The 26,183-nt window shown below is 66.2% G+C and carries 22 protein-coding genes; 13 read left to right on the forward strand and 9 right to left on the reverse strand.

The genetic code is table 11. The features are described from left to right. Window positions 1-17 precede the first annotated feature (17 nt). Window positions 18-434 (reverse strand): CHRD domain-containing protein, encoded by a 417-nt coding sequence (locus P6U31_RS12995; protein WP_407188815.1) that lies wholly within the window; start codon window positions 432-434, stop codon window positions 18-20. A gap of 155 nt (window positions 435-589) precedes the next feature. On the opposite strand from P6U31_RS12995, the gene P6U31_RS13000 reads away from it, so the two are divergent. Continuing rightward, the gene (locus tag P6U31_RS13000; RefSeq protein ID WP_407188816.1) at window positions 590-1,516 is read left to right on the forward strand and encodes a c-type cytochrome; all 927 of its coding nucleotides are present in this window, start codon (window positions 590-592) and stop codon (window positions 1,514-1,516) included. Between the two features lie 110 nt (window positions 1,517-1,626). Here P6U31_RS13000 and P6U31_RS13005 read toward each other — a convergent pair whose 3' ends face one another. Both P6U31_RS13005 and P6U31_RS13010 read right to left on the reverse strand, forming a co-directional pair. Beyond that, window positions 1,627-1,872, reverse strand: coding sequence for an Lrp/AsnC family transcriptional regulator (locus tag P6U31_RS13005; protein ID WP_018642903.1), 246 nt, complete (start codon window positions 1,870-1,872; stop codon window positions 1,627-1,629). Between the two features lie 76 nt (window positions 1,873-1,948). Beyond that, window positions 1,949-3,892 (reverse strand): PAS domain S-box protein, encoded by a 1,944-nt coding sequence (locus P6U31_RS13010; protein WP_407188818.1) that lies wholly within the window; start codon window positions 3,890-3,892, stop codon window positions 1,949-1,951. Between the two features lie 344 nt (window positions 3,893-4,236). Between P6U31_RS13010 and thiD the strand changes: the two genes are divergently transcribed. From thiD to P6U31_RS13030, 4 genes are all read left to right on the forward strand, one after another. Beyond that, on the forward strand, window positions 4,237-5,037 hold the full coding sequence (gene thiD, locus P6U31_RS13015) for a bifunctional hydroxymethylpyrimidine kinase/phosphomethylpyrimidine kinase (RefSeq protein ID WP_407188820.1): 801 nt from the start codon (window positions 4,237-4,239) through the stop codon (window positions 5,035-5,037). A 345-nt stretch (window positions 5,038-5,382) separates the two neighbouring features. Next, complete coding sequence (locus P6U31_RS13020; RefSeq protein ID WP_407188822.1) at window positions 5,383-6,195, forward strand: UDP-2,3-diacylglucosamine diphosphatase; 813 nt, start codon at window positions 5,383-5,385, stop codon at window positions 6,193-6,195. Window positions 6,196-6,208: 13 nt separating this feature from the next. Beyond that, on the forward strand, window positions 6,209-7,267 hold the full coding sequence (locus tag P6U31_RS13025; protein ID WP_407188824.1) for a glycosyltransferase family 4 protein: 1,059 nt from the start codon (window positions 6,209-6,211) through the stop codon (window positions 7,265-7,267). 64 nt (window positions 7,268-7,331) lie between these two features. Beyond that, window positions 7,332-8,315 carry a threonine/serine dehydratase gene (locus P6U31_RS13030; RefSeq protein ID WP_407188825.1) on the forward strand — a complete coding sequence of 328 codons (984 nt, stop codon included), beginning with the start codon at window positions 7,332-7,334 and terminating at the stop codon, window positions 8,313-8,315. Window positions 8,316-8,586: 271 nt separating this feature from the next. Here P6U31_RS13030 and P6U31_RS13035 read toward each other — a convergent pair whose 3' ends face one another. Continuing rightward, complete coding sequence (locus P6U31_RS13035; RefSeq protein WP_407188826.1) at window positions 8,587-10,329, reverse strand: caspase family protein; 1,743 nt, start codon at window positions 10,327-10,329, stop codon at window positions 8,587-8,589. Window positions 10,330-10,494: 165 nt separating this feature from the next. Between P6U31_RS13035 and P6U31_RS13040 the strand changes: the two genes are divergently transcribed. After that, complete coding sequence (locus tag P6U31_RS13040) at window positions 10,495-10,938, forward strand: RbsD/FucU family protein (RefSeq protein WP_407188828.1); 444 nt, start codon at window positions 10,495-10,497, stop codon at window positions 10,936-10,938. Here P6U31_RS13040 and P6U31_RS13045 read toward each other — a convergent pair. Beyond that, window positions 10,931-11,317 (reverse strand): VOC family protein, encoded by a 387-nt coding sequence (locus P6U31_RS13045; protein WP_407188829.1) that lies wholly within the window; start codon window positions 11,315-11,317, stop codon window positions 10,931-10,933. The two genes, P6U31_RS13040 and P6U31_RS13045, sit on opposite strands and share 8 nt — an antisense overlap. A 104-nt stretch (window positions 11,318-11,421) precedes the next feature. Between P6U31_RS13045 and P6U31_RS13050 the strand changes: the two genes are divergently transcribed. Next, a complete protein-coding gene (locus tag P6U31_RS13050) occupies window positions 11,422-11,817 on the forward strand; it encodes a hypothetical protein (RefSeq protein WP_407188831.1) in 396 nt (131 codons plus the stop codon). 123 nt (window positions 11,818-11,940) lie between these two features. On the opposite strand, the gene P6U31_RS13055 is transcribed toward P6U31_RS13050, so the two are convergent. Continuing rightward, window positions 11,941-13,368 (reverse strand): hypothetical protein, encoded by a 1,428-nt coding sequence (locus tag P6U31_RS13055; protein ID WP_407188833.1) that lies wholly within the window; start codon window positions 13,366-13,368, stop codon window positions 11,941-11,943. A gap of 75 nt (window positions 13,369-13,443) precedes the next feature. Between P6U31_RS13055 and P6U31_RS13060 the strand changes: the two genes are divergently transcribed. Continuing rightward, window positions 13,444-14,640: an MFS transporter gene (locus P6U31_RS13060; RefSeq protein WP_407188834.1), complete on the forward strand. Its 1,197-nt coding sequence runs from the start codon at window positions 13,444-13,446 to the stop codon at window positions 14,638-14,640. On the opposite strand, the gene dgcA is transcribed toward P6U31_RS13060, so the two are convergent. Beyond that, complete coding sequence (gene dgcA / locus P6U31_RS13065; protein ID WP_407188836.1) at window positions 14,610-15,605, reverse strand: N-acetyl-D-Glu racemase DgcA; 996 nt, start codon at window positions 15,603-15,605, stop codon at window positions 14,610-14,612. The genes P6U31_RS13060 and dgcA overlap by 31 nt on opposite strands. Window positions 15,606-15,739: 134 nt before the next feature. Between dgcA and P6U31_RS13070 the strand changes: the two genes are divergently transcribed. From P6U31_RS13070 to P6U31_RS13080, 3 genes are read left to right on the forward strand one after another with little or no spacing between them, the layout of a single operon-like run. Further along, window positions 15,740-16,873 (forward strand): MlaE family ABC transporter permease, encoded by a 1,134-nt coding sequence (locus tag P6U31_RS13070; protein WP_407188838.1) that lies wholly within the window; start codon window positions 15,740-15,742, stop codon window positions 16,871-16,873. 2 nt (window positions 16,874-16,875) lie between these two features. Beyond that, window positions 16,876-17,658, forward strand: a complete 783-nt coding sequence (locus P6U31_RS13075) for an ABC transporter ATP-binding protein (RefSeq protein WP_407188840.1) — start codon at window positions 16,876-16,878, stop codon at window positions 17,656-17,658. Window positions 17,659-17,674: 16 nt separating this feature from the next. Further along, a complete protein-coding gene (locus P6U31_RS13080) occupies window positions 17,675-18,544 on the forward strand; it encodes an MlaD family protein (protein ID WP_407188841.1) in 870 nt (289 codons plus the stop codon). A 126-nt stretch (window positions 18,545-18,670) separates the two neighbouring features. On the opposite strand, the gene P6U31_RS13085 is transcribed toward P6U31_RS13080, so the two are convergent. Further along, window positions 18,671-24,373, reverse strand: coding sequence for a negative regulator of septation ring formation (locus P6U31_RS13085; RefSeq protein WP_407188842.1), 5,703 nt, complete (start codon window positions 24,371-24,373; stop codon window positions 18,671-18,673). Between the two features lie 397 nt (window positions 24,374-24,770). Here P6U31_RS13085 and P6U31_RS13090 point away from each other — a divergent pair, with 397 nt between their 5' ends. Together P6U31_RS13090 and P6U31_RS13095 are read left to right on the forward strand one after the other, a co-directional pair. Next, complete coding sequence (locus P6U31_RS13090; RefSeq protein WP_407188844.1) at window positions 24,771-25,145, forward strand: Hpt domain-containing protein; 375 nt, start codon at window positions 24,771-24,773, stop codon at window positions 25,143-25,145. Between the two features lie 164 nt (window positions 25,146-25,309). After that, entirely contained in the window at window positions 25,310-25,630 is a 321-nt protein-coding gene (locus P6U31_RS13095) for a 2Fe-2S iron-sulfur cluster-binding protein (RefSeq protein WP_407188846.1), read from the forward strand. Between the two features lie 15 nt (window positions 25,631-25,645). Here the strand turns inward: P6U31_RS13095 and P6U31_RS13100 are convergent, their stop codons facing one another. Next, window positions 25,646-26,113, reverse strand: coding sequence for an acyl-CoA thioesterase (locus P6U31_RS13100; RefSeq protein WP_407188848.1), 468 nt, complete (start codon window positions 26,111-26,113; stop codon window positions 25,646-25,648). Window positions 26,114-26,183: the final 70 nt, after the last annotated feature.

Raw genomic sequence — 26,183 nt, forward strand, 5'->3', positions numbered from 1 at the left:
CGAAGCAGCGTTGCGGCTTACTTCGTCACCTGACCGCGGATCTCGCCGCCGGGATTGGCCGCGGTGTGAATGTTGATGTAGTACTTGCCGCCAAGCAGATCGGCGGCCTGCGCGTCCGTCAGCGTCGCTTCGCCCTTCACCGGGCTTGTGGCCGCATTCGGGATCGCCACCGCCACGCCGGCGTTCTTGCCGGCCTCGGCTGGCCCGTGGAAATGCGCGGCGGTGGCGGGGCCGGAGAGCCCCGAATAAGTGACGGTCCAGGACAGCTTCTTGCTGGCCGCATCATAGTTCAGGTCGGCGGTTCCGGTGGCGCTGCTGCTTGTCGCAGGCACCTCGGACTTGGCATCGAGCGTTGCCTTGAGCTTTTCGGCGCAGGCCGGGCCTGCAAAGGTCACGGCACCGAGCGCTAACATGGCAAAGACAGTCTTGTTCATGACGTTCTCCCTGCTGAACCCGTTCGGGCTGCCAACCTTCCAACAGCCGGCATTTCAGTTTATTCCCGTTGCCGGCCGGGGCGGGCTAAATTCTTCGTGGTTGGAGCCGCGAGAACATCGGCCATAAGTTCGCCGCGACGAGTGAATGGATACGCATGTTGCAACGAACAATTCTCGCAGGCCTGCTCGCCGCGGTCGTCGCCGCGGGCGTCTATTGGTGGCTCAGCGCGCCGGTCGTGGCGGCCGCGGGCGGTGGGCCCGCCCACATCGCAAACCTTGCCAATGGCGAAGCGATGTTCAACGCCGGCGGCTGCGCCTCCTGCCACACCACGCCCGACCAGCCCGATCGTGTCCGGCTCGGTGGCGGCGTCGCCATCAAGTCGCCGTTCGGGACGTTCTACGCGCCGAACATCTCGCCCGATCCGACCGACGGTATCGGCAAATGGACGGAGACCGACTTCGTCAATGCGGTGATGCAGGGCGTTTCACCTGCCGGGCAGCATTATTTTCCCGCCTTCCCCTATACGTCCTACCGGTACGCCAGGCGCGAGGACGTGCTCGATCTCTTCGCCTATCTGAAGACGCTGCCGCCCGTGACCGGCAAGGTACGCGACCACGACATACGCTTTCCCTTCGACATCCGGCGCAATGTCGGCATCTGGAAATTCCTGTTTCTGGACGACAAGCCGCTGATTGCCGACGGCAGCAAGTCGCCGCAATTCAATCGCGGCGCCTATCTGGTCAACAGCTTTGGTCATTGCGCCGAATGCCACAGCCCGCGCAACGCGCTGGGCGGTATCATCTCCAGCCAGCGCTTTGCCGGCGGGCCCAATCCGGAAGGTGAGGGCTGGGTACCCAACATCACCCAGAAGCGCCTCGGCGAGTGGAGCACGAAGGATTTCGCCTACTTCCTCAAGAACGGCGAGCTGCCCGACGGCGACAGCGTCGGCGGCGCGATGACGCGCGTGATCAAGAACACCTCGCAATTGTCCAACGAGGATATCGCGGCGATGGCGGACTATCTCAAATCGCTGCCGCCGGTGGACGGCCCGCCGCGGCCCAAGCGCAAGGACGCAACTTAGCTGGCGGGCTGAAGCGCGATGAGATCTGGATGAATCGTCATCGCGCTTGAGGTTGTTGTTTGCGCATGATCTTTCCGGAAAACCGCTGCGCACTTTTTGCGGATCCTGCTTTAGCCGGTGCCAAACGCCTTGAACGTGATGATGGTGAGGGTGTCCTGGATGCCCGGCAGCACCTGCACCTTCTCGTTGACGAAATGGCCGATGTCGGTGTCCTTGTCGACGTAGAACTTCACGAGCAGGTCGTATTGGCCGGCCGTGGAGTAGATCTCGGAAGCGATCTCGGCTTCGGCAAGCGCATTGGCGACCGTGTAGGACTGGCCGAGCTTGCATTTGATCTGGACGAAAAAAGGAACCATCGCGGGGACTCCGAAAGCGTATCTGCCGGCCAATAGGCCAAAACCGGCACGATTTAGCAAGCACACTTGCCGGGATTCAGGAGGCCACGACCGCTGTGGCCAGTGCGTCTCTGAGCCGCTGGGCGAGCTCGGCCTTGCGATAGGGCTTGGTCAGCACGATCGCCTGGGCGTGCGCGCGGCCCTGCTCGACCAGGGTCTCCAGCGCATAGCCCGAGGTGAACAGGACCGGCAAACCGGGGCGAATTCGCCGCGCCTGGTCCGCGAGCTCCCAGCCGCTCATGCCGCCGGGCATCACGACGTCGGTGAACAGCATGTCGATGCCGGGGTCGGCGCGCAGCTGCTGGAGGGCCTCCTTGCCGTTGACCGCGGCGACGACGCGATATCCGAGCGCCTCGACCCGGCGAATGACGGAGGAGCGCACGAACGGATCGTCCTCGGCGATCAGGATCGTCTCATACCCGCGCGGCGCCGCCTCCTCGCCGTCGGGCAGGTCGGGCTGTGATTGCCCGGCGTCCGCGCGCGGCAGGTAGATCCGGACCGTGGTCCCAAGGCCCGGCTCGCTGTAGATCGAGACGTGGCCGCCTGATTGCTTGGCGAAGCCATAGACCATGCTGAGGCCGAGGCCCGAGCCCTTGCCGACCTCCTTGGTGGTGAAGAAGGGCTCGAAAGCGCGCTGGGTGACCTCCGGCGTCATGCCTTCGCCGTCGTCGGTGATCGAGATCAGCGCATAACCGCCGGAGGCGACTTCGGGGTGAGCGGCGCGATAGTGCTCGTCGAGCATCGCCAGCTCCGTGCTCAGGGTCAGGTGACCTCCGGCCGGCATGGCATCCTGTGCGTTGAGCGCAAGGTTCAGCACGGCGGATTCGAGCTGGGCGCGGTCTGCGAAGGCCAGGATCGTGCCGGGCCCGGAGGCCGTCCTGATCTCGATGTTTTCGCGCAAGGTGCGCTTGAGCAGCTTGAACATGGATTCGAGCAGGCCGCGGCAATCGATCGTCTGCGGCTGCAGCAGCTGCCGGCGGCTGAATGCGAGCAGGCGCTGCGTCAGCTCGGCACCCCGCTCGCCCGACTGGGCGATGTCGTCGGCAAAGCGTCGCAGGTTGGGCCTGGCATTGAGCTGCTCGCTCAGATGCTCGGCGTTGCCGATGATGACGGTGAGCAGATTGTTGAAGTCGTGGGCGATGCCGCCGGAGAGCTGACCGACCGTTTCCATCTTCTGCGCCTGCTGGAGTTGCTGCTCGGTCAGCTTGCGCGCGGTCAGGTCGTGGACGATGCCGACGAAGATCGATTCGCCGTCCTGCCGGGCCTGGCCCACCGACACGTCCATCGGAAAGGTCGATCCGTCCTTGCGCAGGCCGGTGGCCTCGCCGGCCGTCGCGAAGTGCCTTGCCTGGCCGTCGGGCCCGGCATCCGCCTCGGGCATCAGCATCCTGACGTTCCGGCCCATCACCTCGTCGGCGGCATAGCCGAACAGGCGCTCGCAGGCCGGATTGAACAGCAGGATGCGGTCCTGCGCATCGAACAGGATGACGCCGTCGACTGCGGTCTCGACGATCGCGGTGAGGCGCGTCACGCTCTCGCGCATCGCACGCTGCGCGTCCCTGACCTGCTGGAGCAGCAGCGTGGCGTCGCGGCTCTTGATTTCCTCCTCCTCGAGCGCGGCCTTGACCTGGCGCAGCTCGAACGGCGAGGGGATCGTCAGGATCTTCGGCAGCAGCGGCCAGAGCGCGCCGGCCGTGACCACGGATGCCACCGCGGTCGCCGCCTTGACGATGCCCTCGATGCCGTAGATCGGGACCCAGAGCGTGTAGATCGAGAGCACATGGGTGAGGCCGCACGCCATGATGAAGATCGCGAAGGCCCAGTAGACCCAGCCGAATTTGAGGTCGCGCCGCTTGGTGACCAGAATCGCAAGCGCAAAGGGGATCGAGAAATAAGCGGCCGCGATGCAGGCATCGGCCACGACGTGAAGCCAGATCAGCTCAGGTTCCCAGAGCAGGCAGATGCCGTGCGGTGAAAGCATGGACGAGTCGAGGAGACGTTCAAAAAAGGCCCACATCGTTCCACCCCCCAAGATTCCGTTGCAGGCGGCTCGCGGGCCGGGCGGCCCGGACGTCGGTATCGCCAGACAGCTCCACCACCTGAACGCGTCGCGCATCGGCGAAGCAGTTCGAGACTATACCAAGGGCCCGGTGCAGTTGCATTTTCAAGCCCGCACAATTGCGGTGGCGGGGCTCGGCCGTGATTCGCAGTGCGCGCACCGATCGCGAATCATGGCGGGCCGCCGGCCCGGCGCGCTTGCCGGTGCTCCACGGGCGCGCTAGGACAGGCCATGGTGGTACCTGTGTCCTGCAAATCTGTCCGGCGATGACGACCCCGGTCGCACTCACCATCGCCGGCTCCGACTCAAGCGGCGGGGCCGGCATCCAGGCCGACCTGAAGACGTTCGCGGCGCTTGGCGTCTACGGCGCCTCCGTCATCACGGCCTTGACGGCGCAGAACACGCGCGGCGTCACCGGCATCCACGCCGTGCCGGCGGAATTCGTCACCGCGCAGATCGACGCCGTGTTTTCCGATTTGAATATTGGCGCGGTGAAGATCGGCATGGTCGCCCAGGCCGCCAGCATCGATGCGATCGCAGCCGCGCTGTCGCGCTGGTCGCCGGGGCATGTCGTGCTCGATCCCGTGATGGTCGCGACCTCAGGCGATCGCCTGCTCGCATCCGAGGCCGTCGATGCCCTGCGCACCAGGCTGATGCCGCTGGCCTCGGTGATCACGCCGAACCTGCCGGAGGCTGCGGCGCTGCTCGACGAGCCGGTCGCGGCGAGCGAGGCGGAGATCGAACGCCAGGGGCGCCGCCTGCTGGCGCTGGGCTGCCGCGCGGTCCTGATCAAGGGCGGGCACGGCGAGGGTGCCGAGAGCACCGATTATCTCGTCGATGCCGAGCACACGCTCGCGCTGTCAGCGCCCCGCATCGCCACCCGCAACACCCACGGCACCGGCTGCTCGCTATCCTCGGCGGTCGCGGCGGGGCTGGCCAAGGGCGAGGATCTGGCAAGCGCCGTGCGCAACGCCAAGGCCTGGATCAGCGCGGCGATCGCGGCCGCCGACCGCTTCAGCGTCGGCCATGGTCACGGCCCGATCCATCATCTCCACAGATTCTACTGACGCGGGGCCGGCGCCTGAGCGCGCGCCCCATCCTAACGAGACGACCGCGTCCAGCGGTCTCCTCAGAATGAGGCTCAGCAGCACTGTGCCCGTTGAAACAGGGGCGCACACTCGGTCCTCATCCTGAGGGCCCGCCAACAGCGGGCGTCTCGAAGGATGTGCCGCGGGGAGATTGCCTCAGACAAGAGCAGGGTCCCGGCGCCTCCTGCGGCGCCATGTCGCCTGATTGTCGCATGCGGCTGATATTCGCGGGGAGGGCGAGGCAAGGCGTGATTCGTATTTGAGGGTGCCTCCAGGGTTCAATCGGTCATCCCCCTGTCACGGGACATTGTTACAGGCTGGCGCATGGGAAGTTACGATGTGAGTGACGAGAGCCCGGAGCGGCGCTTTCGCACGTTGTTCATCTCCGACGTTCATCTCGGAGCCCGCGGTTCTCAAGCCGATCTTCTGCTCGACTTCCTGCGCTACCATGATGCCGACACCATCTATCTGGTCGGCGACATCGTCGATGGCTGGGCGCTGAAATCGAGCTGGCACTGGCCGCAATCCCACAACGATCTCGTGCAGAAGCTGCTGCGCAAGGCCCGCAAGGGTGCCAAGATCATCTACATCCCCGGCAATCACGACGAGTTCCTGCGCAACTATTACGGCACGCATTTCGGCGGCATCGACGTGGTCGAGAACACCGTCCACACCGGCGTCGACGGCAAGCGCTATCTCGTCATTCACGGCGACATCTTCGACCTCGTGGTGCAGAACGCGCGCTGGCTCGCCCATCTCGGCGACAAGGCCTACGACTTCGCCATCCAGATGAATCGCCTCGTCAACTTCTTCCGCCGTCTGTTCAAGGTGCCCTATTGGTCGCTGTCGCAATGGGCCAAGCAGAAGGTCAAGAACGCCGTCAACTATATCGGCGCGTTCGAGCAGGCGCTTGCCGCCGAGGCGCGGCGGCACGAAGCCGACGGCGTGATCTGCGGCCACATCCACTACGCCGTGATCCGCGACGAGAATGGCATTCGCTACATGAATTGCGGCGACTGGGTCGAGAGCTGCACCGCTCTCGTCGAGCACGAGGACGGCCATTTCGAGATCATCACCTGGGCGGATCATTTGCAGAAACCGGCCGCCGTCCCGCAGGTTGCAGCCAGAGCTGCATGACAGAGGCCGCCTGATGCGCATCCTGGTCGCGACCGACGCCTGGCACCCGCAAGTCAACGGTGTGGTTCGGACGCTGACCAAGCTGGCTGATGCCGCCAAAGGGCTCAGCTTTGAAGGTGTTGGCGTCGAGTTCACGTTCCTGACGCCGCAATCGTTCCGCACCTTCGCGATGCCGAGCTACCGCGACGTGCGGCTCGCCATGCCGCGCCCGGCGCGAATCGCGAGGCTGATCGAGGAGGCACGCCCCGACAGCATCCACATTGCGACGGAGGGGCCGATCGGGCTGATGGTCCGCCGCTATTGCCGCCAGCGCAGGCTGCCCTTCACGACCAGCTTCCACACCCGCTTCCCCGAATATGTCCGCGCCCGCGTGCCGGTCCCGGGCTCGCTGATCTGGCGGGCGCTGCGCCGCTTCCATACCGCAAGCCGCGCCGTGATGGCGGCAACGCCTGCGCTTGCCCGCGAGCTGACCGAACGCGGCTTCGATAACGTCGTGCTGTGGCCGCGCGGCGTCGACACCGGATTGTTCCACCCCCGCGCGGTCGATCTCTGCCTGCCGGCGCCGGTGTTCCTGTCAGTCGGCCGCGTCGCGGTGGAGAAGAATCTCGAAGCCTTCCTCGATCTCGATCTGCCCGGCACCAAGGTCGTCGTCGGCGACGGCCCCGCGCGGGCTTCGCTGGAGGAGGCCTATCCCGATGCGATCTTCCTCGGCGAGAAGCACGGCGAGGAATTGGCAGACATCTATGCCGCGGCCGATGTCTTCGTATTCCCCAGCAAGACCGATACCTTCGGCCTCGTTCTCCTGGAAGCGCTGGCGAGCGGCCTGCCGGTGGCGGCCTTCCCGGTGAAGGGACCCCGCGACGTGATCGGCGACGCGCCGGTCGGCGTGCTCGATCACGATCTGCGCAACGCCTGCTTCGCGGCGCTCGGGATCTCCCGGCAAGACTGTGTCACGTTCGCGGCCAACTACACCTGGGAGGCCTCGGCGAGGGTCTTTATCGACAGCATTTTGGCGGTCGGCGCGGTGCTGCCCGGCCGAAACCGCGCGGAACAGCCCCGCCGGGTCGCCTGACGGGGTAAATCCCTCGCGTGGAGGTGTCTTGCCCGGGCCTCCTCGGCCGCGATAACATTCCGCCATGACCGAACAGCTCCTCCCGATCGGCCCCGCCGACATCGATGCCGCAGCGCGCGTAATCGCGCCCTACGCCATCCGCACCCCGCTGTTGTCCTTTCCCGTGCTCAACGAGCGCGTCGGCGCAAAGGTGTTCTTGAAGCCGGAGATGCTCCAGCGCACCGGCTCCTTCAAGTTCCGCGGCGCCTTCAACAAGGTGTTCTCGATCCCGCAGGACAAGCGCGCTGGCGGCGTCGTCGCGTTCTCCTCCGGCAACCACGCCCAGGGCGTGGCGGCGGCGGCAAAGATCCTCGACATGCAGGCGACCATCGTGATGCCCGCGGATGCGCCGCTGTCGAAGCGCGAGCGCACCAAATCCTACGGCGCCGAGGTCGTACTCTATGATCGCGACAAGGACGACCGCGAGGCGATCTCGCGCGGCATCGCCGAGAAGCGCGGCGCGACGCTGGTCCGGCCTTACGACGATCCCTTCGTGATCGCAGGGCAGGGCACCGCCGGCCGCGAGATCGCGGAAGATATGGCAGGCCTCGGCCTCGCCCCCGATATCGTGGTGGCGCCCGCGTCCGGCGGCGGCCTGATCGCGGGCGTCGCGACCGCGGTGAAGGCGCGCTATCCGCGAGCCGAGATCGTCGTGGCCGAGCCCGAGGCGTTCGACGATCACGGCATCTCGCTGAGCGCAGGTCATCGCGAGCCGCATCCGCCGGCCGGCCGCACCATCTGCGATGCGCTGATGGCGCTGATCCCCGGCGAGATGACGTTTGCGATCAACAGCAAGCTCTTGGCGCGCGGCGTGACGGCATCGGATGCCGAGGTCGGCGCTGCGGTTGCCTTCGCCTATCGCGAGCTGAAGCTCGTGGTGGAGCCCGGCGGCGCGGTGGGTCTGGCTGCGCTACTTGCGGGCCGCCTTGATGTGGCCGGCAAGAACGTCGTCATCGTGCTCTCCGGCGGCAATGTCGATGCCGATCTGTTCGCAGAGCTGGTGGCTTAGTCGTCATTCCGGGGCTGCGCCTGGCGGCCCCCAAACTGACATGAAAGAAGGGGCAGAGCATCGCCGCTCTGCCCCTTCTCGTCTCTGCTGATCTTGTGGATCAAACTCGCCACTTGCTCGGTGCAACCTCTCCCGCTTGCTTGCGGGAGAGGTCGGCACGCAGTGCCGGGTGAGGGCTTTTTCCTCTTGGGGATTGTCCCGTTGTGGAGAGACCCTCTCCCCAACCCTCCCCCGCAGGCGGGGGAGGGAGCGCACCGTCTGCTCCGCGCGATCAGTGCATGAAGCCGCCGCGGCGATTGCCGCCATTGCTCATGCTCGGCGCCTGGTTCATTGATTGCCGGAAGTTGTTGTTGCTGTTGACCATGCGGTTCGGCATCGCATTGAACTGCGGCCTGTTGTTCTGGACATTGTTCTGGACCTGCACCTTGTTCACCGGGTTGTTGTTCAGCTTCACGATGCCGGTGTTGCCGTTGTTGACGCGGATCGGGTGGTCCTGCGTCTGAACCGGCTTCACCTCGACAGTCGAGCCGCCCTTGCCGACATTCACCGGCATGCTCACGATCTTGCCCGGCTTGCCGTTGGCATTACTGCCGTTCGGCACGGTGTTGGTTACAGGCAAGGTCACGATCTTGCCGGTTCCACCATTGCTGTTGGTCGTGTTGGTCGGCGCGGGCAGGTTGGCGATCTGGCCGCCATTGCCGAGCTTGCCGATGACATTGCCGTCGGCCGGCTTCTGCAGCACCGGAAGATTGCCGCCCATCTGCGAACCACCATTACCCTGCTGCATCAGCGGCATGTATTTGGGCTGGCCGAGGTTGCCGGACTTCAAACTCGGGGTGACGTTCTGCGGCGCCAGGAACTTGGTCGCCTGCATCAACGGGATCTGCTTTGGCTGTGCCTCGAGCTTCAGCGCGACTTGCGCGTAGGGACTGTCGCCATAGCTCTCATAGAATGTCTTGTAGCCCAGCGGCGAGTTCACGAGCACCGCCTTGTGCCAGGCCTGCGACAGCAGGATATTGTTGAGCAGCCAGCGGACGTGGTCGCACAGCGGGTCGTGCGGATACATCTGGATGAACTCCTGATAGTATTCCGGCCGTCCCTCGGACACGACGTAATCATAAGCCTGGCGGGTCGAGCGGCTCGGCAGGTTGGAGGCCACCTGCACCACCGGCGCTTTCACCGGCGCGCGGTTGGCAGCGACAGCGGTGTCGCCGAAGAAGGTGAAGTCCGAGGTGAGCGAGGAGCTCTCCCACGGAATCTGCGCGCCACTGGTGGACTGGTTCACCTGCAGGCGCACGCGCTTGAACAGCTGCTCGATCGGCACGTTGGGCTCGCGCGCGACGTTCAGGAAGGCTTGCGTGTACGGGCTGTGGCCACCCGTGCCGTCGAGGGCCTCAGTGCCCGGCGCAGTCGAGTAACCGACGATCGAGCCGTTCGGCGCATCGACGATCGCAAGGCCGCGGCCGGCGTCGTTGACTTCAGGGAACGGGTTGTTGCGGCAGGCATCGAGGATGACGATGCGCATGCGGCTCGGGATCGTCTCCAGCGTCGACATCACGTCGACGAGGCGCACCGAATTGTTGACGAGCTCGGTCGGGTTGGAGACCTTGGCATCGACGGGAACGAGATAGTTCTCACCGGCGAGCTGCACGCCGTGACCGGCATAATAGACCATCGCCACTGTGTTCGGACCGCGCGAAGCAATTTTGGCGGAGAAGTCCTGAACGACGCGGATCATGTCGTCCTGGGTCAAATCGGTCGCTGCGACCACTTCGAAGCCGGCGGAGTTCAGGAACTGCGCCATGGATTGGGCGTCATCGTCGGGGTTCGCAAGCTGCGGTGCGTGCTGGTAGTTCGCGTTGCCGATCACCAGCGCCACCCGCTGCTCCGGGCCTTGCAGCGCAGTGGGGGCAGGCTGGACCGGAGCGACTTGCGCGGAAACGGGCCCGCAGGCGAAGCCGAACAGGCTTCCCACGAGGCTGGCCGTCATCAACAGAGGCTTTAGGCGGAACATGGCGTGCTCCTCTGGCACTGATCTCGATGCGAGATTGGTTGCGAGGAAGCTTCGTCGCGTTCGAGGGCGTGGACCGTGATCCCTGTCACCATGGCCGCGGACGTGATCTGAATCACGCTTGGAACCTGCTATGGTTAGCGATCGATTGGGAGGAACCGCCGTCACATGCTGAAATCGATCGATCCGATCCTGACCCCAGACCTGCTCTGGCTGCTCGCCTCGATGGGCCACGGCGACGACCTCGTGGTCGTCGATGCCAACCACCCCGCCACGCACATCGCCCGCTCGACATCGTCGCAGCGCCTGATCCAGCTGCCGGGCATGACGATGGAGACTGCCGTCCGGGCCATCATGTCGGTCTATCCGCTCGACGATTTCGATCCCGATCCGGTGCGCGTGATGGCGCCGGTCGACGATCCCGACCGCATGCCCGACGTGCAGCGCGCGGTGCTCACGGAAATCGAACGCGCCGTCGGCCACGCCATCACTCCCGGCAAGCTCTCGCGGCCGGATTTCTATCGTGCGGCGGCTGCAGGGTTTGGCGTCGTGCAGGTCGGCGACATCAGGGGCTATGGCTGCTTCCTGATCCGGAAGGGTGTGATCAGCTAGCTCGATTGCGCATCAGTTCCGACGGCCAGCCGATCCGGACGAGGAGACCGTCGGGTCCGTTGATGCCGGCTTCATACATGCCCCATTCGCGATGGCGCAGCACGCCGCCGGGACGGATGATCAGATCGTCCACCCGCGCAGCGATGGCCTCGACGTCGGGCGTGCGGATGAAAATGCCGAAAGGATTGTGCTCGGGCACCCGCCACGGACCATCGCCGGCGGGCGTGAGATGTACCTCGCATCCCCAGCCGGTCATGATGACATAGCCGGCATCGCCGCCGCTGCGCGCAAAGCCGAGGCGCTCCCAAAACGGAATTGCAGCGGCAAGATCGTTGCTTGGAACGATGGCGAAAGCGCCGACGTGCGGGGTTTCAGGCATACGTTCACTCAGCAAGTTATTCGCGCAGCTCCTGCTGCGCTTGGCAAGTTTATCGGGACAGGCCGATATGTCGAAGCGGCAAAAAGCCTCCCACTCGAATTTGAATGGTCTTCCGGCAGGCGAGCGTCTATCGTCGATCCATGTCCCGCCTTCTGTGTCTATTCGTTGCTGTCATCCTATCTCTATTGCCCGCGGTCGCGCCCGCCGAGCCCGTGCAAAAGCGTCCCAAGCCGGTGTGGAAAGGCTATGGCTTTCTGCCGGGCTATCGCCAGCCGCTGAGCAACAGCATTCCGCTCTACAAGCAGAAGGACGCGATGCGGCGCCTCGCGCGCAACGACCGCCGGCACTGGTACATCGATCCGGTTCCGCAATATTACCGCTGGGACGGCGAGTGGCACTATTTCGGCCGTCCCGGCTTCTACGGCGGTCGCTACAACGGCGGCAGCTATGGCCCGTGCTGGACGCGCACGCCGATCGGGCCGATCTGGAATTGCGGGTGAAGTAACGCTCGCTATCTCAGCACGTCATTGCGAGCGCAGCGAAGCAATCCAGAATCCCTCCGCGGAAAGACTCTGGATTGCTTCGCTGCGCTCGCAATGACGGTGGAGAAGGCAGGGACCCCTTTACGAGAAGAACGCGATCTTCTCGGCCTGGGTCATGCGGCGGATTGGGGCGAGCGGGTCGTTGGCCGGTGCGCGGGGTTTTTGCAGGATGCCGCTGGCGAGGATGGTGGCGCCGAGCGAGGGTTCTGGAACGGGTGAGGGCGTGGGCAGCGGCGTGGCCGCGGAGAAATTGGCTGCGGCCGCCATCGCCGGGGCCTGCTGCTCCATCACCTCGGCCGCGGCCTCCGCGATGGCGTCGGTGAGGCGCGCAAGCGAGTCCATCGCGATCGGCGCGTCGGCGGCGGGCTCTTCCATCACGGGGGCGACAACTGGCGGAGAGGCGATCGGCTCCGGCAGCTCGGCAGCGACGGGCGCTGCAACCATCGGCTCCGAAACGGCCACGTCCATCTCGGCCGCTGCGATGATCTCGTCGAACTCCGGATCGGGCGCGGCCATTTCCAGCGCGATGGCCTCGAGCACGGCATCGTCCTCGGCCTGCGCGGCCGCATCGAGCGTGAACGCGTCGGCGACGGCGGTGGAGTCAGCGGTCGAGACCTCAAACGAGACGTCGTCAGGCGCAGTCTCTTCAGCGGTGCCGTTTTCAGGCACGGCCTGGTCGAGCGCAGTGTCTTGAACGGCGATTTGGCTTTCGACAGCCGTCCGGCTTTCGATCGCAATCTCCGGCGTGGCGGCCGTCTCCAGTGCCGGCTCGGCAGCGGCAAACGCTGTGGCGGCGCCGGTCGCATCCACGGCGGCTTCCGGCTCGGGGGCTGCCGCGATGTTCTGCGGCGGCTCCGTAACAGGACCGGGCGTCTCGCTGGCCGTCGGCGCGGTCGTGGTCTCGACAGGCGCTTCGGCGATAGGTGAAGCCGGCTCCTGCACCGGCGCCCGGGCCGCCGCCTGCGGCGTTGCGCCGCCCTCGGTCTGATCGACCCGATCCTTCAGCAGATCGAACGCAATCCTGAGCTCGACACGGGGATCGATGGCCTGGGCCTGTCCGCAGGCGGCCTCGATCGAGGCGAGCTGCGAATCAATGAGGTCGCAGATCCGTCCGTCGGCGCCGATCTCGCGCCAGCGCCAGGAGATCTCCTTGATGATGCGCACCCCGCGCGGGATCGGCGCGAGGCTCGCCTCGATCGCTGCGGGATCGAAGGCCGCGAGCGCGATGGTCTCGGCCTCGCGAATGGCGCTTCGGATCTCGACCAGCGCTTCGGGCAGGCGATCCTCGACGACGGGTTGTCGCTGCGCCGCAAGGGTTTCCTCGATCTTGGCGACCGCATCGAGCACCATGCGGGTGTCGGCATTGCGGTTGCGCCTGGCGTATTCGCCGAGGAACCAGCGGCCGCGCGCGGTCTCCATGAAGGCTTCGCGGATCGCGTCGTAATCCTGCTCGTTCGGCTCGGCCGCGCGGGCAGACATGGGCGAGAGGGCGAATGCTTCGTTGGCCATGGCAATCTCGTCGCGCAAATCACTGCGCGTTAATGTAACGATCACCACGATATCGACCGAATCGCAATTGGTTTGATGCAGTCCGAATCACAAATTCCCATCGCTGCATCCAAGAAGCGGCGATTCGCCGTCAGCCTCGCCCTGTTCTATTCGGCCGTGTTCGCGGTCTCGGGCACGCATCTGCCGTTCTTCCCGGTGTGGCTGAAGGCGATCGGCATCGATGCGGCCTGGATCGGGCTCATCAACGCGCTGCCTGCGATCACGCGCTTCACCACGCTGCCGCAAGTCACCGCCTTTGCCGAAAAGCGACAGGCCATTCGCGCAGCCATGATGGTGTCGGTGCTGGCCACCGCGATTGGTTTTACGGCGGTGGGACTGCAGCAGCAGCCGCTGGCGCTGTTCGTGATTTACGCGCTGACCTGCATGATGTGGACGCCGACGATGCCGCTGACCGACGCCTATGCGCTACGCGGCGTCGCCCGTTACGGGCTCGATTACGGACCGTTGCGGCTGTGGGGCTCGGCCGCCTTCGCCGCCGGCTCGCTCGCCTGCGGCTATCTCGTCGACAGCATCGCCGCGCGCGACCTGATCTGGGTCATCGTCGCCTGGGCCGTCGTTGCGGTCGCAGCCAGCCTGCTGCTTCAACCACTGGACGATGTCAGGCGCAAGACGACGGAGAGGCACGCCGGCAAGGCGCTGCTGCGCGATGCCGGCTTCTGGGCCGTCATCGTCTCGGCGGCGCTGATCCAGGGCAGCCACGTCGCCTATTACACCTTCTCGGCCATCAACTGGCAGCTCCATGGGATCAGTGGACTGACGATCGCGACCCTGTGGACGCTGGGCGTGATCGCGGAGATCGTCGTGTTCGCGCTGTCGCCGCGCTTTTCGCTCCATCCCTCCATTATGATCGCGATCGGGGGGCTCAGCGCCGTGTTGCGCTGGATCGTCACCGCGAGCGAGCCGCCGCTCGCGCTGCTCGCGATCGTCCAGCTCGGTCACGGCCTCAGCTTCGGCATGACCATCGTCGGCACGATGAACCTGCTGGTGCAGCGCGTGCCGCAGCACCAGATCGCGCGAGGGCAGGGCTATTATGCCGCGTGCAACGGCCTGCTGGGCGCCACGACCTCGATCGCGTCAGGCGCGATCTACGCCCGCATCGGCGACGGCCTGTATTACGTCATGGCGGCGATGGCTGCCGGCGGCGCGGTTCTGATCTGGTCGGCGCGGCACCGGCTTTTGGCTCAGCCCCAGAGCGAGGCGTCCGGCGGATAGACCAGGCTGTCGTCATAACGCAGTCCATGGGCGCGGTCGCGCGCGAGCAACAGCGGACCGTCGAGATCGACGAAGCGCGCCTGCGGCGTCACCAGCATCGCCGGCGCCATCGACAGCGAGGTCGCGACCATGCAGCCGATCATGATCTCGAAGCCGAGCACCTGCGCGGCGTCCGCCATGGCGAGCGCCTCGGTGAGGCCGCCGGTCTTGTCGAGCTTGATGTTCACGGCGTCGTAGCGGTCCCGCAAGGGAGCAAGCGACGAGCGGTCATGCACGCTCTCGTCGGCGCAGACCGCGAGTGGGCGCTTGATCCGTGCCAGCGCTTCGTCCTTTCCTGCCGGCAGCGGCTGTTCCACCAGGGTGACCCCGACGGCGGCGCAGGCGGCAAGGTTGGTTTCCAGATTGGCCTCGGTCCAGGCCTCATTGGCATCGACCACCAGTTCCGATTCGGGGGCGGCCTTGCGGACGGCCGCGATCCGCTCGGGATCGCCGTCGCCGCCGAGCTTGATCTTGAGCAGGGGCCGGTGCGCCGCCTTGGCGGTCGCGGCGGCCATGGCCTCGGGCGTTCCTAACGAAATCGTGTAGGCGGTGGTGCGCTCGCCCGGCACCGGGCGGTCGAGCAGGTTCCAGGCGCGCAGGCCTGCCGCCTTGGCCTCGAGGTCGATCAGGGCGCAATCGAGAGCGTTGCGGGCCGCACCGGGCGCCATGGCGGCCTGGAGGGCCTGCCGTGTCAGCCCGCCCGCGACGGCCTGCTGCATCGCCTGGACGGCCGCGAGCGTCGCCTCGGGGGTCTCGCCATAGCGGGGATAGGGTACGCACTCGCCGCGGCCGGTCAGCCCGTCCCGGCTGACCTCCGCCACGACAGTCACGGCCTCGGTTTTGGCCCCCCGGCTGATGGTGAAGCTGCCGGCGATCGGGAAGCGCTCGATTCGCGCCGCCAGGGAGGCAAATTTCGTGGAAGTCATTTTGAACTCTGGCGAAATCTGAACCTGCTAGTTACCTCTAGCAACTAACATTAACCACTTGGGGATACCTTCTCTGGGTAAGGGCGCGTGCGCAACCATCTGATTTTCTCCGCCCCGGCACGGGAGCGGACATCTTGACTAGCGATCCGAAGCTGGAACGGATTGCCAAGGGCAACGCGCTGGCACTTTGCGCCACAGGGACCTGGACCGCGAGCTTCGCGCCGGTCCTCGAGCGGATGGTGGCCGATGCCGAGAAGCTCGCCGGCAGCCCGCAAAGCATCTTCATCGACGTCTCCGAGGTCGCCAAGCTCGACACCTTCGGCGCCTGGCTGATCGAGCGATTGCGCCGCAGCCTGACCAAGGGGCCCGTCGAGGTGCAGATCGCGGGGCTCTCCGCCAATTATTCCAGCCTCGTCGACGAGGTGCGGCGGGTCCGGGCGACGGCCGAGCTCGACAGCAGCCCGATCACCATCGCCGGCATGCTGGAGCAGATCGGCCGGACCGTGGCCGGTATCGGCGGGACGATCGCGGGCCTCATCGACATGCTCGGCGCCGTGCTCGCGGCATGGTTTCGCGTCCTGTTCCATCCGCGCTCGTTCCGCCTGACCTCGACCGTGCATCACATGGAGCAGGTCTGCTGGCGTGCGGTGCCGATCATCGTGCTGATCACCTTCCTGATCGGCTGCATCATCGCGCAGCAAGGCATCTTCCATTTCCGCAGGTTCGGCGCCGACATCTTCGTCGTCGACATGCTGGGCGTGCTGGTGCTGCGCGAGATCGGCGTGCTCTTGGTCGCGATCATGGTCGCGGGACGTTCGGGCAGCGCCTACACCGCCGAGCTCGGCTCGATGAAGATGCGCGAGGAGATCGACGCGCTGCGCACCATGGGGTTCGATCCGATCGAGGTGCTGGTGCTGCCGCGCATGATGGCGCTGGTGCTGGCGCTGCCGATCCTGGCCTTCCTCGGCGCCATGGCCGCGCTCTATGGCGGCGGGCTCGTGGCCTGGCTCTATGGCGGCGTCGAGCCCGAGGCCTTCCTGCTGCGGCTGCGCGATGCCATCTCGATCGACCATTTCATCGTCGGCATGGTCAAGGCGCCGGTCATGGCCGCCGTCATCGGCATCGTCGCCTGCGTCGAAGGTCTTGCCGTGCAGGGCAGCGCGGAATCGCTGGGACAACACACCACGGCCTCGGTGGTGAAGGGCATCTTCTTCGTCATCGTCATGGACGGCGTGTTCGCCATCTTCTTCGCCTCGATCGGGATGTGACGATGGCAGGAGAAGCTCAAGGCGAGATGCAAGATCCCATCATCCGCGTCCGCGACATCACCGTGCAGTTCGGCGCGACGCGCGTGCTCGACGGCCTCAACCTCGACGTCAAGCGCGGCGAGATCCTGGGCTTCGTCGGCCCCTCAGGCGCGGGCAAGTCGGTGCTGACGCGCACCATCATCGGCCTCGTGCCGAAGGTCTCGGGCCGCATCGAAGTCTTCGGCGTCGATCTGGATTCCTCGAGCGCGTCGCAGCGCCGCAACGTCGAGCGGCGCTGGGGCGTCTTGTTCCAGCAGGGCGCGCTGTTCTCCTCGCTGACCGTGCGGCAGAACATCCAGTTTCCGATGCGCGAATATTTGCGGGTCTCGCAGCGGCTGATGGACGAGATCACGATGGCCAAGCTCACCATGGTCGGCCTCAAGCCCGAGGTCGCCGAGCGATTTCCGTCGGAGCTCTCCGGCGGCATGATCAAGCGCGTGGCGCTGGCGCGCGCACTGTCGCTCGATCCCGATCTCGTGTTCCTGGACGAGCCGACCTCAGGCCTCGATCCGATCGGCGCCGGGGATTTCGACGAGCTGGTCCGGACGCTGCAACGTACTTTGGGGCTGACGGTTTTCATGGTAACCCACGATCTCGACAGCCTTTACACAGCATGTGACCGCATCGCCGTTTTAGGGAACGGTAAGATCATTGCGGCAGGGTCGATCGCCGACATGCAGGCCTCGCAGCATCCCTGGCTGAGGCAGTATTTCCATGGCAAGCGCGCCCGCGCGGTGATGTGTTGAGTAGCCGGAGCTCCTGATGGAAACGCGGGCGAATTACGTTTTGATCGGGTCGTTCACGCTGGCGGTGATCGCGGCGGCGATCGGCTTCGTGCTCTGGTTCCAGTCGCTGCACACCACCAAGCAGCGCAGTCCCTTGCGCGTCGTGTTCGAGGGCCCGGCGGCGGGCCTGCGCAATGGCGGCAGCGTCAATTTCAACGGTATCCGAGTGGGTGAGGTGGTCTCGGTGAAGCTCGACAACCCGCGGCGGGTTGTCGCACTCGCCATGATCGAGAACAACGCTCCGATCCGCAAGGACACCCTGGTCGGCCTCGAATTCCAGGGCCTCACCGGCGTTGCCGCGATCTCGCTCAAGGGCGGCGACGAGGCCGCAGCTCCGCCGCCGCTCGACCAGGACGGCATCCCGACGCTGACCGCCGACCCCAACAAGCTGCAGGACGTCACCGAGGCGATCCGCGGCACGCTGCAGAACATCAACAAGATCGTCGCGGACAATCAGGAATCGGTGAAGAACTCGCTGAAGAACCTGGAGACCTTCACCAACTCGCTCGCGCGCAATTCCGAGAAGATCGACGGCGTGATGGCCAAGGTCGACGGCGTCATGCTCAAGGCCGACAACCTCATGCTCGGCCTCAACACGCTCGCCGGCGGCAAGGACGGCGGCGAGCTGTTCCAGGCGGTGAAGTCGATCCGCGAGCTCGCCGACGATTTCGACAGGCGCTCGGGTGCGCTGATCGCCGACGGCCGCCGCACCCTCAGCGACATCAGCCGCGCCGTGAACAATTTCGACCGCAACCCGACCCGCGTGCTGTTCGGCGCCAGCAACTCATCGCAGCCCGCCCCGCCGCCCGAGCCGCCGAAGCCGGCGGCTGCGCCGAGACGGCAGTAGGTAGTAGCGCGCGAATGGGGAGTGGCGAGTACAGCCTTCCTCACCGATCGATCCCAAACAAAAACGGAGCCCGCGAGGGCTCCGTTTTCATTCGCTATTCGCCACTCGCCATTGGCGAGCGTCCGCTTACCCCAACCGTCCCGCCGCATGGGCGAGCAGCGTGTACACCAGACCCGTCTCCGAGGTCAGGTGGCCGCGCAGCTCCTGCGGGCCGCGGCCGTCGCGGGCGACTTCGTCGAGCAGGCGCTCGAACTCGGCGACGTAGCGGTCGACGGTGCCCTTGAAGTTGCGGTCGGCGCGGTACTTGCGGGCGACCTCGTCGAAGGCCTTCTGGCCGGCCGGCGTGTAGAGGCGCTTGGTGAAGGCCTTGTTCTCGCCGCGCTGATAGCGGTCCCACATTTCGGCGGCGAGGTTGCGGTCCATCAGCCGGCCGATGTCGAGCGACAGCGATTCCAGCGGATTGGCGCTTGCCTGTGGGGCCAGCGGCTGCGGGCCAGGGGCAGCGCGGCCGCGCGGGGCCTCACGGCCGGTCGGTGCGCCCTGATTGGCGTCCGTCCGGTTGAGCAGGTCCGACAGCCAGCCGTCACGGCCCTGGTCGCTGCCTGCGGGCGCGACCGGCGGCGCTTCGGTGCGACGCGGGGCCGGCATGCCGAGGTCCGGCGGCGGCAGCGTCGAGGCGCTGCCGATGTCGCGCATGCGGGTCTCGCCGCCACGACCGCCCGCCGCCGCCATCACCGGCTCTTCCTGCTGGCGCTGGACGGCGACGGAGGCGCGGCCCGCCGTGGTGACGTCGAGGCCACGGCCATGCTGGGCCACGATGCGGTTGAGCTCGGCGAGAGCCTCGATTTGGTCGACGATCACCTTGCGCATTTGCGCAGTGCTCTCGGCAGCCTCCTGCGGCATCTCGAGCACGCCGCGGCGCAGCTCGTTGCGGGTGGCTTCGAGCTCGTTGTGCATCTCGAGAGCCATCTGCTTCATGCTGGCGACGAGGTTGGTGAACTTCTCGGTCGACTGCTTGAACATCGCATCCGCCTCGTCCGTGGTCTGGCGGTAGATGTCGTGCATCGCCTCGATGGTCTGGCGGTGCTCCTCCTCGGAGGCCGCGCGCACCGCCTCGAACTGGCGGGTGATCGCGGCCGAGCCTGCGCCGGCCGTTTCGGCGACGACGCGGGCGATGTCGCGGGCGCGCTCTTCGGCCGCCGCCAGCGATTCATCGAGCAGGCCGGTGAAGCGCGACAGCCGCTGGTCGAGATCGGCCGTGCGCAGGTCGATGGTGGTGACGAGCGATTCCAGCGCCTGCTTGCGCTCGGCGAGCGAGGCGGTGGTGTTCTTGTTGCTCTGCTCGACGACCTGCGCGGCCTCGACAAGAGCCTGGCCGTGCTTGTCGAACTGGGTCGACAGCTCGCCGAGATCCTGCAGCGCCTTCGTGGTCTTGCTGTTGAAGACGTTGAGCTGGTCTTCCAGGTTCTGCGTCGCCTCGCCGTTGCGCGAGGTGACGTCGTTCATCGCCGAGACGAAGTCGGCGACGCGCGTCACCAGCGCCCGCTCGAGCGAGTTGAGGTTGTCGTGCGCACCGGTCAGCACCTCCTGGAGCAGGATGTTGCCCTCGCGCAGGCGCTCGAACAGGGCGACCGTGTCGGTGCGCAGGATCTTGCTGGTCTCCTGCATCTCGGTGACGGCCGCGATCGAGACCTGGCGCGACTGGTCGATCGCCGAACGCGAGGCCTGCTCGAGGTCCTTGAGCGACTTGGCTACCGCACCGGTCGCGATCTCGCTCGCCGCGTTGATGGTGCGGGCGACTTCGGAGCCGTTGCCCATCATGGTCTGCGAGAAGGCATGGCCGCGCGTCTCGATCGACTTCAACGCGTCCGAGGTGACGCGGTCGATGTCGAGGGTGAGCTGGCTGGTCTTCGAGCCGATCGCATCGACCAGCGCGCCGCGCTTGGCGTCGATCATGTTCGACAGACGGTCGGCCTGCTGCTGCACGTAGGTGACGATCTCGTCGGTCTTGCCGGTCATGGCCTGGCCGAAGCTCGAGCTGGCGGCGAGCACCGACCGCTCGACGTCGGCCGAGCTCGACTTGACCCGCGAGCTCGCCTCGTTGGAGGCCGAGATCAGCGCGTTCTGGGCGTTCAGCGCGCTGGTCTGGATGTCGTTGGTCGCGTTCGCGGCGGCCGCGCTCAGCGTGCGCTCGATCTCGGTCGAGATCGTGCGGATCTGGCTCGCGGCATCCGCCGAGGTCGAGGTCAGCGAGGTCTGGGCCTCACGCGCGCTGTTGAGGATGGTCGAGGCGGTGTCGGCGCCGACCGCGGTCAGCGTGCGCTCGATGTCCGTGGTCAGCGACTTGATCTGGGTCGCCGCCTCGGTCGAGGCGGAGATCAGCGAGCCCTGGGCCTCGCGCACGCCGCTCGTCAGCGCCTCGATGGTGGCGCCGCCGGCGGTCGCCAGCGCGCGCTGCATCTCGGCCGCGAGCGAACGGACCTGGCTGGTCTGTTCGGCCGAGACTGCGAGCAGGGTGCTCTGGGCGTCGCGGGCGCTGGTGGTGATGGTCTCGGCGGTCGACTGGCCGACCTGCGAGAGCGAGCGATGCACCTCCGCCGCGAGCGACTTGACCTGGTTGGCCGCGTCCGAAGACGAATTGATCAGCGTGCTCTGGGCCTCGCGGGCGCCGGTCATGATGGTCTCGGCGGTCGCGGTGCCGGCCATCGTGAGCGAACGCTGCACGTCCGAGGACAGCGCCTTGATCTGGTTGGCGGTCTCGGTCGAGGCCGCGATCAGCGCGCTCTGGGCGTCGCGTGCCCCGGCGGTGATCGATTCCGCCGTGGTCGTGCCGGCGAGCGACAGCGAGCGCTGCACGTCGGCGGTGAGCGTCTTGACCTGGTTGGCCGCGTCCGAGGACGCCGTGACGAGGGTGGTCTGCACCTCGCGGGCGCCGGCCAGCATCGAGGCTGCGGTGGCCGAGCCTGCCGCCGACAGCGTGCGCTCGACGTCGGCCGCGAGCGCCTTGATCTGGTTGGAGGCTTCGCCCGACGCTGCGACCAGCGTCGACTGCGCCTCGCGGGCGCTGTTCAGGATCGAGTTCGCAGAGCCGGTGCCGACCGCGGTCAGCGCCCGCTCGACCTCGGCCGAGGTCATCTTGAGCTGGGCGTTGACGTCGGAGGAGACCGTCATCAGCGACTGCTGGGCGGTGCGCGCACCGGTCTGGATCGTCTCGCTGGTGTTGACGACGAGGTTGGTGAGCGAGCGCTCGGCGTCCTCGACATGCGAGCGGATCGCGGTCGAGATCATCTCGGCGCGGGACATCATGTCCTCGCTGGCCTGGCGGCCGCTGCTTTCGATGCGGCCGGCGACGGCCTCGACGCGGGAGCCGAGCAGGTCCTCGAACTGCGCCACGCGCACGTCGATGTCGCTGGCGACCGAGCCGACCTTGGTCTCGATGGCCTGCTGGATCTCCTGGAAGCGCGCCGTGACCGTGTCGGTCAGATGCATGCTGCGGCCGTCGATGATCTCGGTAACCCCGGTGATGCGGCGGTCGACGGCGTCGATCGCCTGGGCGGTGCCGTCGGTGAGCGTCGAGGTCAGCAGCGTCAGGCGGGTGTCGATCGACTGCACGGCCTGCGAGGCGCCGTTGGTCACGGCGGTGGTGAGGTAGGTGAGGCGGGAGTCGATCGACTCGAGCGCCTGCGTCGCATTGCCCGTCAGCGTCGTCGTGAGATGGGTCAGGCGGGTATCGATCGACTGGATGGTCTGCGACGCCCCGTCGGTCAGCGTGCTCGTGAGGTGGTTGAGGCGCGCATCGATGGTTTCGATCGCCTGTGAGGCGCCGCCCGTGAGCGACGTCGTCAGGTGGGTGAGGCGGTAATCGATCGACTGGATCGCCTGCGCCGCGCCGTCGGTCAGCGACGTCGCCAGCGTGTTGATGCGCCCGTCGATGGTGTCGGTCATGGACTTCGCGCGGGTGTCGAACGACTGTTCCAGCGCAGCGACGCGGCCGCCAAGCTGCTCGTCGAAAGTCTTGATATGGCCTTCGATGGTGCCGTCGAGGCTGGCGATCTTGCCGTTCAGCGAGGCGTCGAAATTGCTGACGCGCTCGCCGATCGTGGTCTCGAACTGGGCCAGGCGCTGGTCGAGGATCGCGGTGATCTCGCCGCCGTTGGCGGTGAAGCGGCTATCGAAATTATCGACATAGGTCTTCAGCGACTCGTGGATGTCCTGGGTGCGCTGGCCCATGCGCTCGACGATCTCGCCGCCGAAGGTCTTCACGGTGCGGTCGAACTCGGAGATATGGCGCGTGATGAGCGCGCCCAGCGTGCCGGAGTCGCGGGCGAACTTCTCCACCAGCTCGGTGCCCTGGTTCCTGACCAGCTCGTCGAACGCGCTCATCTGCAGCGACAGCGAATCGTGCGCGGTCTCGGTCTGGCTGACGACCTTGGCGACGAGGGCGTCGACGGTGGCGTTGAGCGCCTCGCTGGCCTTGTCGCCGCTGGTCACGATCTGGCCGGCGAGCCGGTTGCCGGCGTCGTCGATCTTGGCCGAGATGTCGCTGGAGCGCAGCTCGAGCTCGAGCAGCAGCGAGTCCGAGGAGTTCTTCAAGGAATCGTGCACCTGCTCGGTGCGCTCGGAGATGCCGTCGACGATCGCGGCGGAGCGCTGCTCGAATTCGCCGGTGATGCGGTCGATGCGCTCGTTCAGCATCTCGTGGACGCGGTCGGCGAGGTCGACGAATTCATCGTGAACGTGGCCGGTCTTGAAGTTGAGGCTGGTGGTCAGCCGCTCGCTGGCGTCGAGCACGGCGCGCGTGGTCTCGTTGCTGGCCTCCTCGAGGCGGTCGAGCAGGTCGCCGCCGCGCTCGCCGAGCGCCAGGATCATGTTGTCGCCGGCATTGCTGAGCGCCTGCGTGATGTGGGCGCCGCGCTCTTCCAGCGCGCCGGTGATGGACTTGGCGACCTCGTCGACGCGCGAGGCGATCGCGTCCGAGATCAGCGCGATGTCGTGACGCAGGTCGATCTGCACGCCGGAAATGGCGCTGCGGACCTGCTCGGCCTGGCCGACCAGATTGTCGCGCTGGTGTGCGATATCCTGGAGCAGGGCGCGGATGCGCACTTCGTTGTCGGAATAGGCGCGTTCCAGCGCGGCGACCTCGTTGGCGACCAACGTCTCCAGCTCGCCGGCACGCGCGATGGCGCGCTCGATGCCGTCGCCCATCGCCGCGACCTCGCGGCGGATGGCCTGGCCGACGGTGACCATGGAATCGGCGGCCGAGCCCTCCGGCTCGGAGAAGCGGATCGCGACCTGCGCCATCGCCTGGGCGATCATGCGCATTTCCTGGCCGCGCCAGACCAGGCTCGCCAGGAAGTAGAACAGCATGATCGGCGCGAAGAACATCGCGATCAGGCCGGCGATAACGAGCACGCCGCCGCTCTGGCCCATGGCGGCCTGGATCGAGGGCAGGAAGCCGACGGTCAGCGCGGCACAGGCAGCGAGCCAGACGCCGGCGAAGACGGTGGCGAAAGTATAGACGCTGCGGGCAGGGCGGCCCTTCTGAAGCGCCTGGAGCAGCTGGCCGATGGTCTCGCGGTCGTCGTTGGCGGCGCGACGCGTGGAGCGCGGCTCCTCGATCGGGTCGAACACGGTCGAGCGTTCGTTGGCGGCAGGGCGCGGCTCGAAGCCCGGCTCGTCGAAGACCGGCGGAGCCGGCGGCGAGGTTTCGTTGCGCATCGCGGCGTTGCGGCTGGTGTCCGCAGCGGTGTCGCTGATGTTGAGGGCTTCCTGGATCGCAGAAAGCGCGACTTCTGTGGGGTCTTTGACCTTTTTCGGAGTGTTCGCCATGTTCAGTCCGAGCCCTCGTTACTTGTACGCGTCCCCCCGCGAGCCCTGCGCGCTGCGCAAGCCCACAGACCGGATCATGCCGCTTGCGCGGATCTCCGAGCCGTCCCCACCCGGACGGCTTGTCCGCCAATTTCTGCAACATCCTATTGGCAGAGCGTCGCGAATGAAATGCCCGCGATTAAGACATTCTTAATCATCGTTAACAGGATCGCGGTCTAACGCCTTAGCAATAAATACAATTCTCCACTGAACTCGGCCAATTGCGGCAACTTCTCGTCAATAAAGGGGCATAACTGCGTCGTAGACCCCGAACATTTCATTAACCATTTCCATGCTTGGGTGAGGTGGATTCACCGCCGGACCGGCGGAACCGTCGCGCGATGCCGGGGCCTGCGCCATGACGCCTGAACTGCAACGGATGGACTGGATGCCCTCGCCCCCGCTTGCACCCATCGATAGCCCGCTCGACCTCGACCATCTCTCCCGGATGACGCTCGGCGATGCCGAGCTGGAACAGGAAGTGTTGGCCATGTTCGCCGAGCAGGCGGTCCGCCTGATGGCGGCGATGGCGACGCTGCCGGCCGAGGCCGGCGCACTCGCCCACAAGCTCAAGGGTTCGGCCCGCGGGATCGGCGCTTTTGCCGTGGCAGATGCCGCAGCAAGCCTGGAGATCGCGATCCAGACCGGCCAGAACCAGCGCCACGCCTTCGCCGCGCTGAAGGAGGCGGTGACCGAGGCTCGCGCCGCCATCGAGGCGATGCTGAAGCCTTGAGGGGGCCGCCGAGCCGGACTCTAGTCTCTTGTTTTGAGAGGCATTTTCTTGCCGCCAAGCGGGATTCACGCCACATCAAAACCCTATGGCGCCGGGCTGATCGACTCGTTATAGGACAGCCCGGACCCTCCTTCATTCCCAGCACCGCGGCAGCACGAGCACACATGGCCAAGATTCACTTTGTCGACCACAAGGGCGAAACCCGCACGGTGGAAATCGAGAACGGCGCAACCGTGATGGAAGCCGCTATCCGCAACAGCATTCCCGGCGTCGAGGCCGAATGCGGCGGCGCCTGCGCCTGCGCGACCTGCCATGTCTATATCGACGAAGCCTGGCGCGAGAAGGTCGGCAGCCCGACGCCGATGGAAGAGGACATGCTCGACTTCGGCTTCGACGTGCGTCCGAATTCGCGCCTGTCCTGCCAGATCAAGGTCACCGACGATCTCGACGGTCTCGTCGTGACGACGCCGGAACGCCAGGCCTGATCATCCCGCGATCGACTAACCGTTCGGCGGCGCGACCTCGACGCCGCGCTTGTGCCAAGGTCTGAGCTTCTCGATCACCTCCGCAGTCAACGCGGCCGGCCGACGCGTCGCCTCGTCGAGCAGGACACCGACCGACGTCGCCGAGGCGATGCATCTTCCTTCCGAGAACACGACCTGTTCGAAGGTCACCGACGTTCGTCCGAGCTTGACCACACCGAGGCCGAGCTCGATCGTGTTCGGCCAGTGCAACTCGGCGCGGAAATGTATGTCGAGCCGCACCATGATCCAGGCCAGGCCCGGCGGGGTCAGCCCGTATTCGGGCAGCTTCATCAGCGTGACGCGGCCGGTCTCGAAGTAGGTGGCGTAGACCGCGTTGTTGACGTGCTGGTTGGGATCGAGATCGCCAAAGCGGACATTGTCGCTGAGGCGGAAGGGAAAGTCCTCCAGACGCGGCGTCGTGTCGAGGCGGCTTGGTGCGTTCACCGATTGATCTCCGTCATATCCGTGCCCGTTACAGCTCAGTTATCCTGACCCGGCAAGTGGGCGCAGCTGC

The organism is Bradyrhizobium centrosematis (assembly GCF_045571495.1).
Lineage (GTDB): Bacteria > Pseudomonadota > Alphaproteobacteria > Rhizobiales > Xanthobacteraceae > Bradyrhizobium > Bradyrhizobium centrosematis.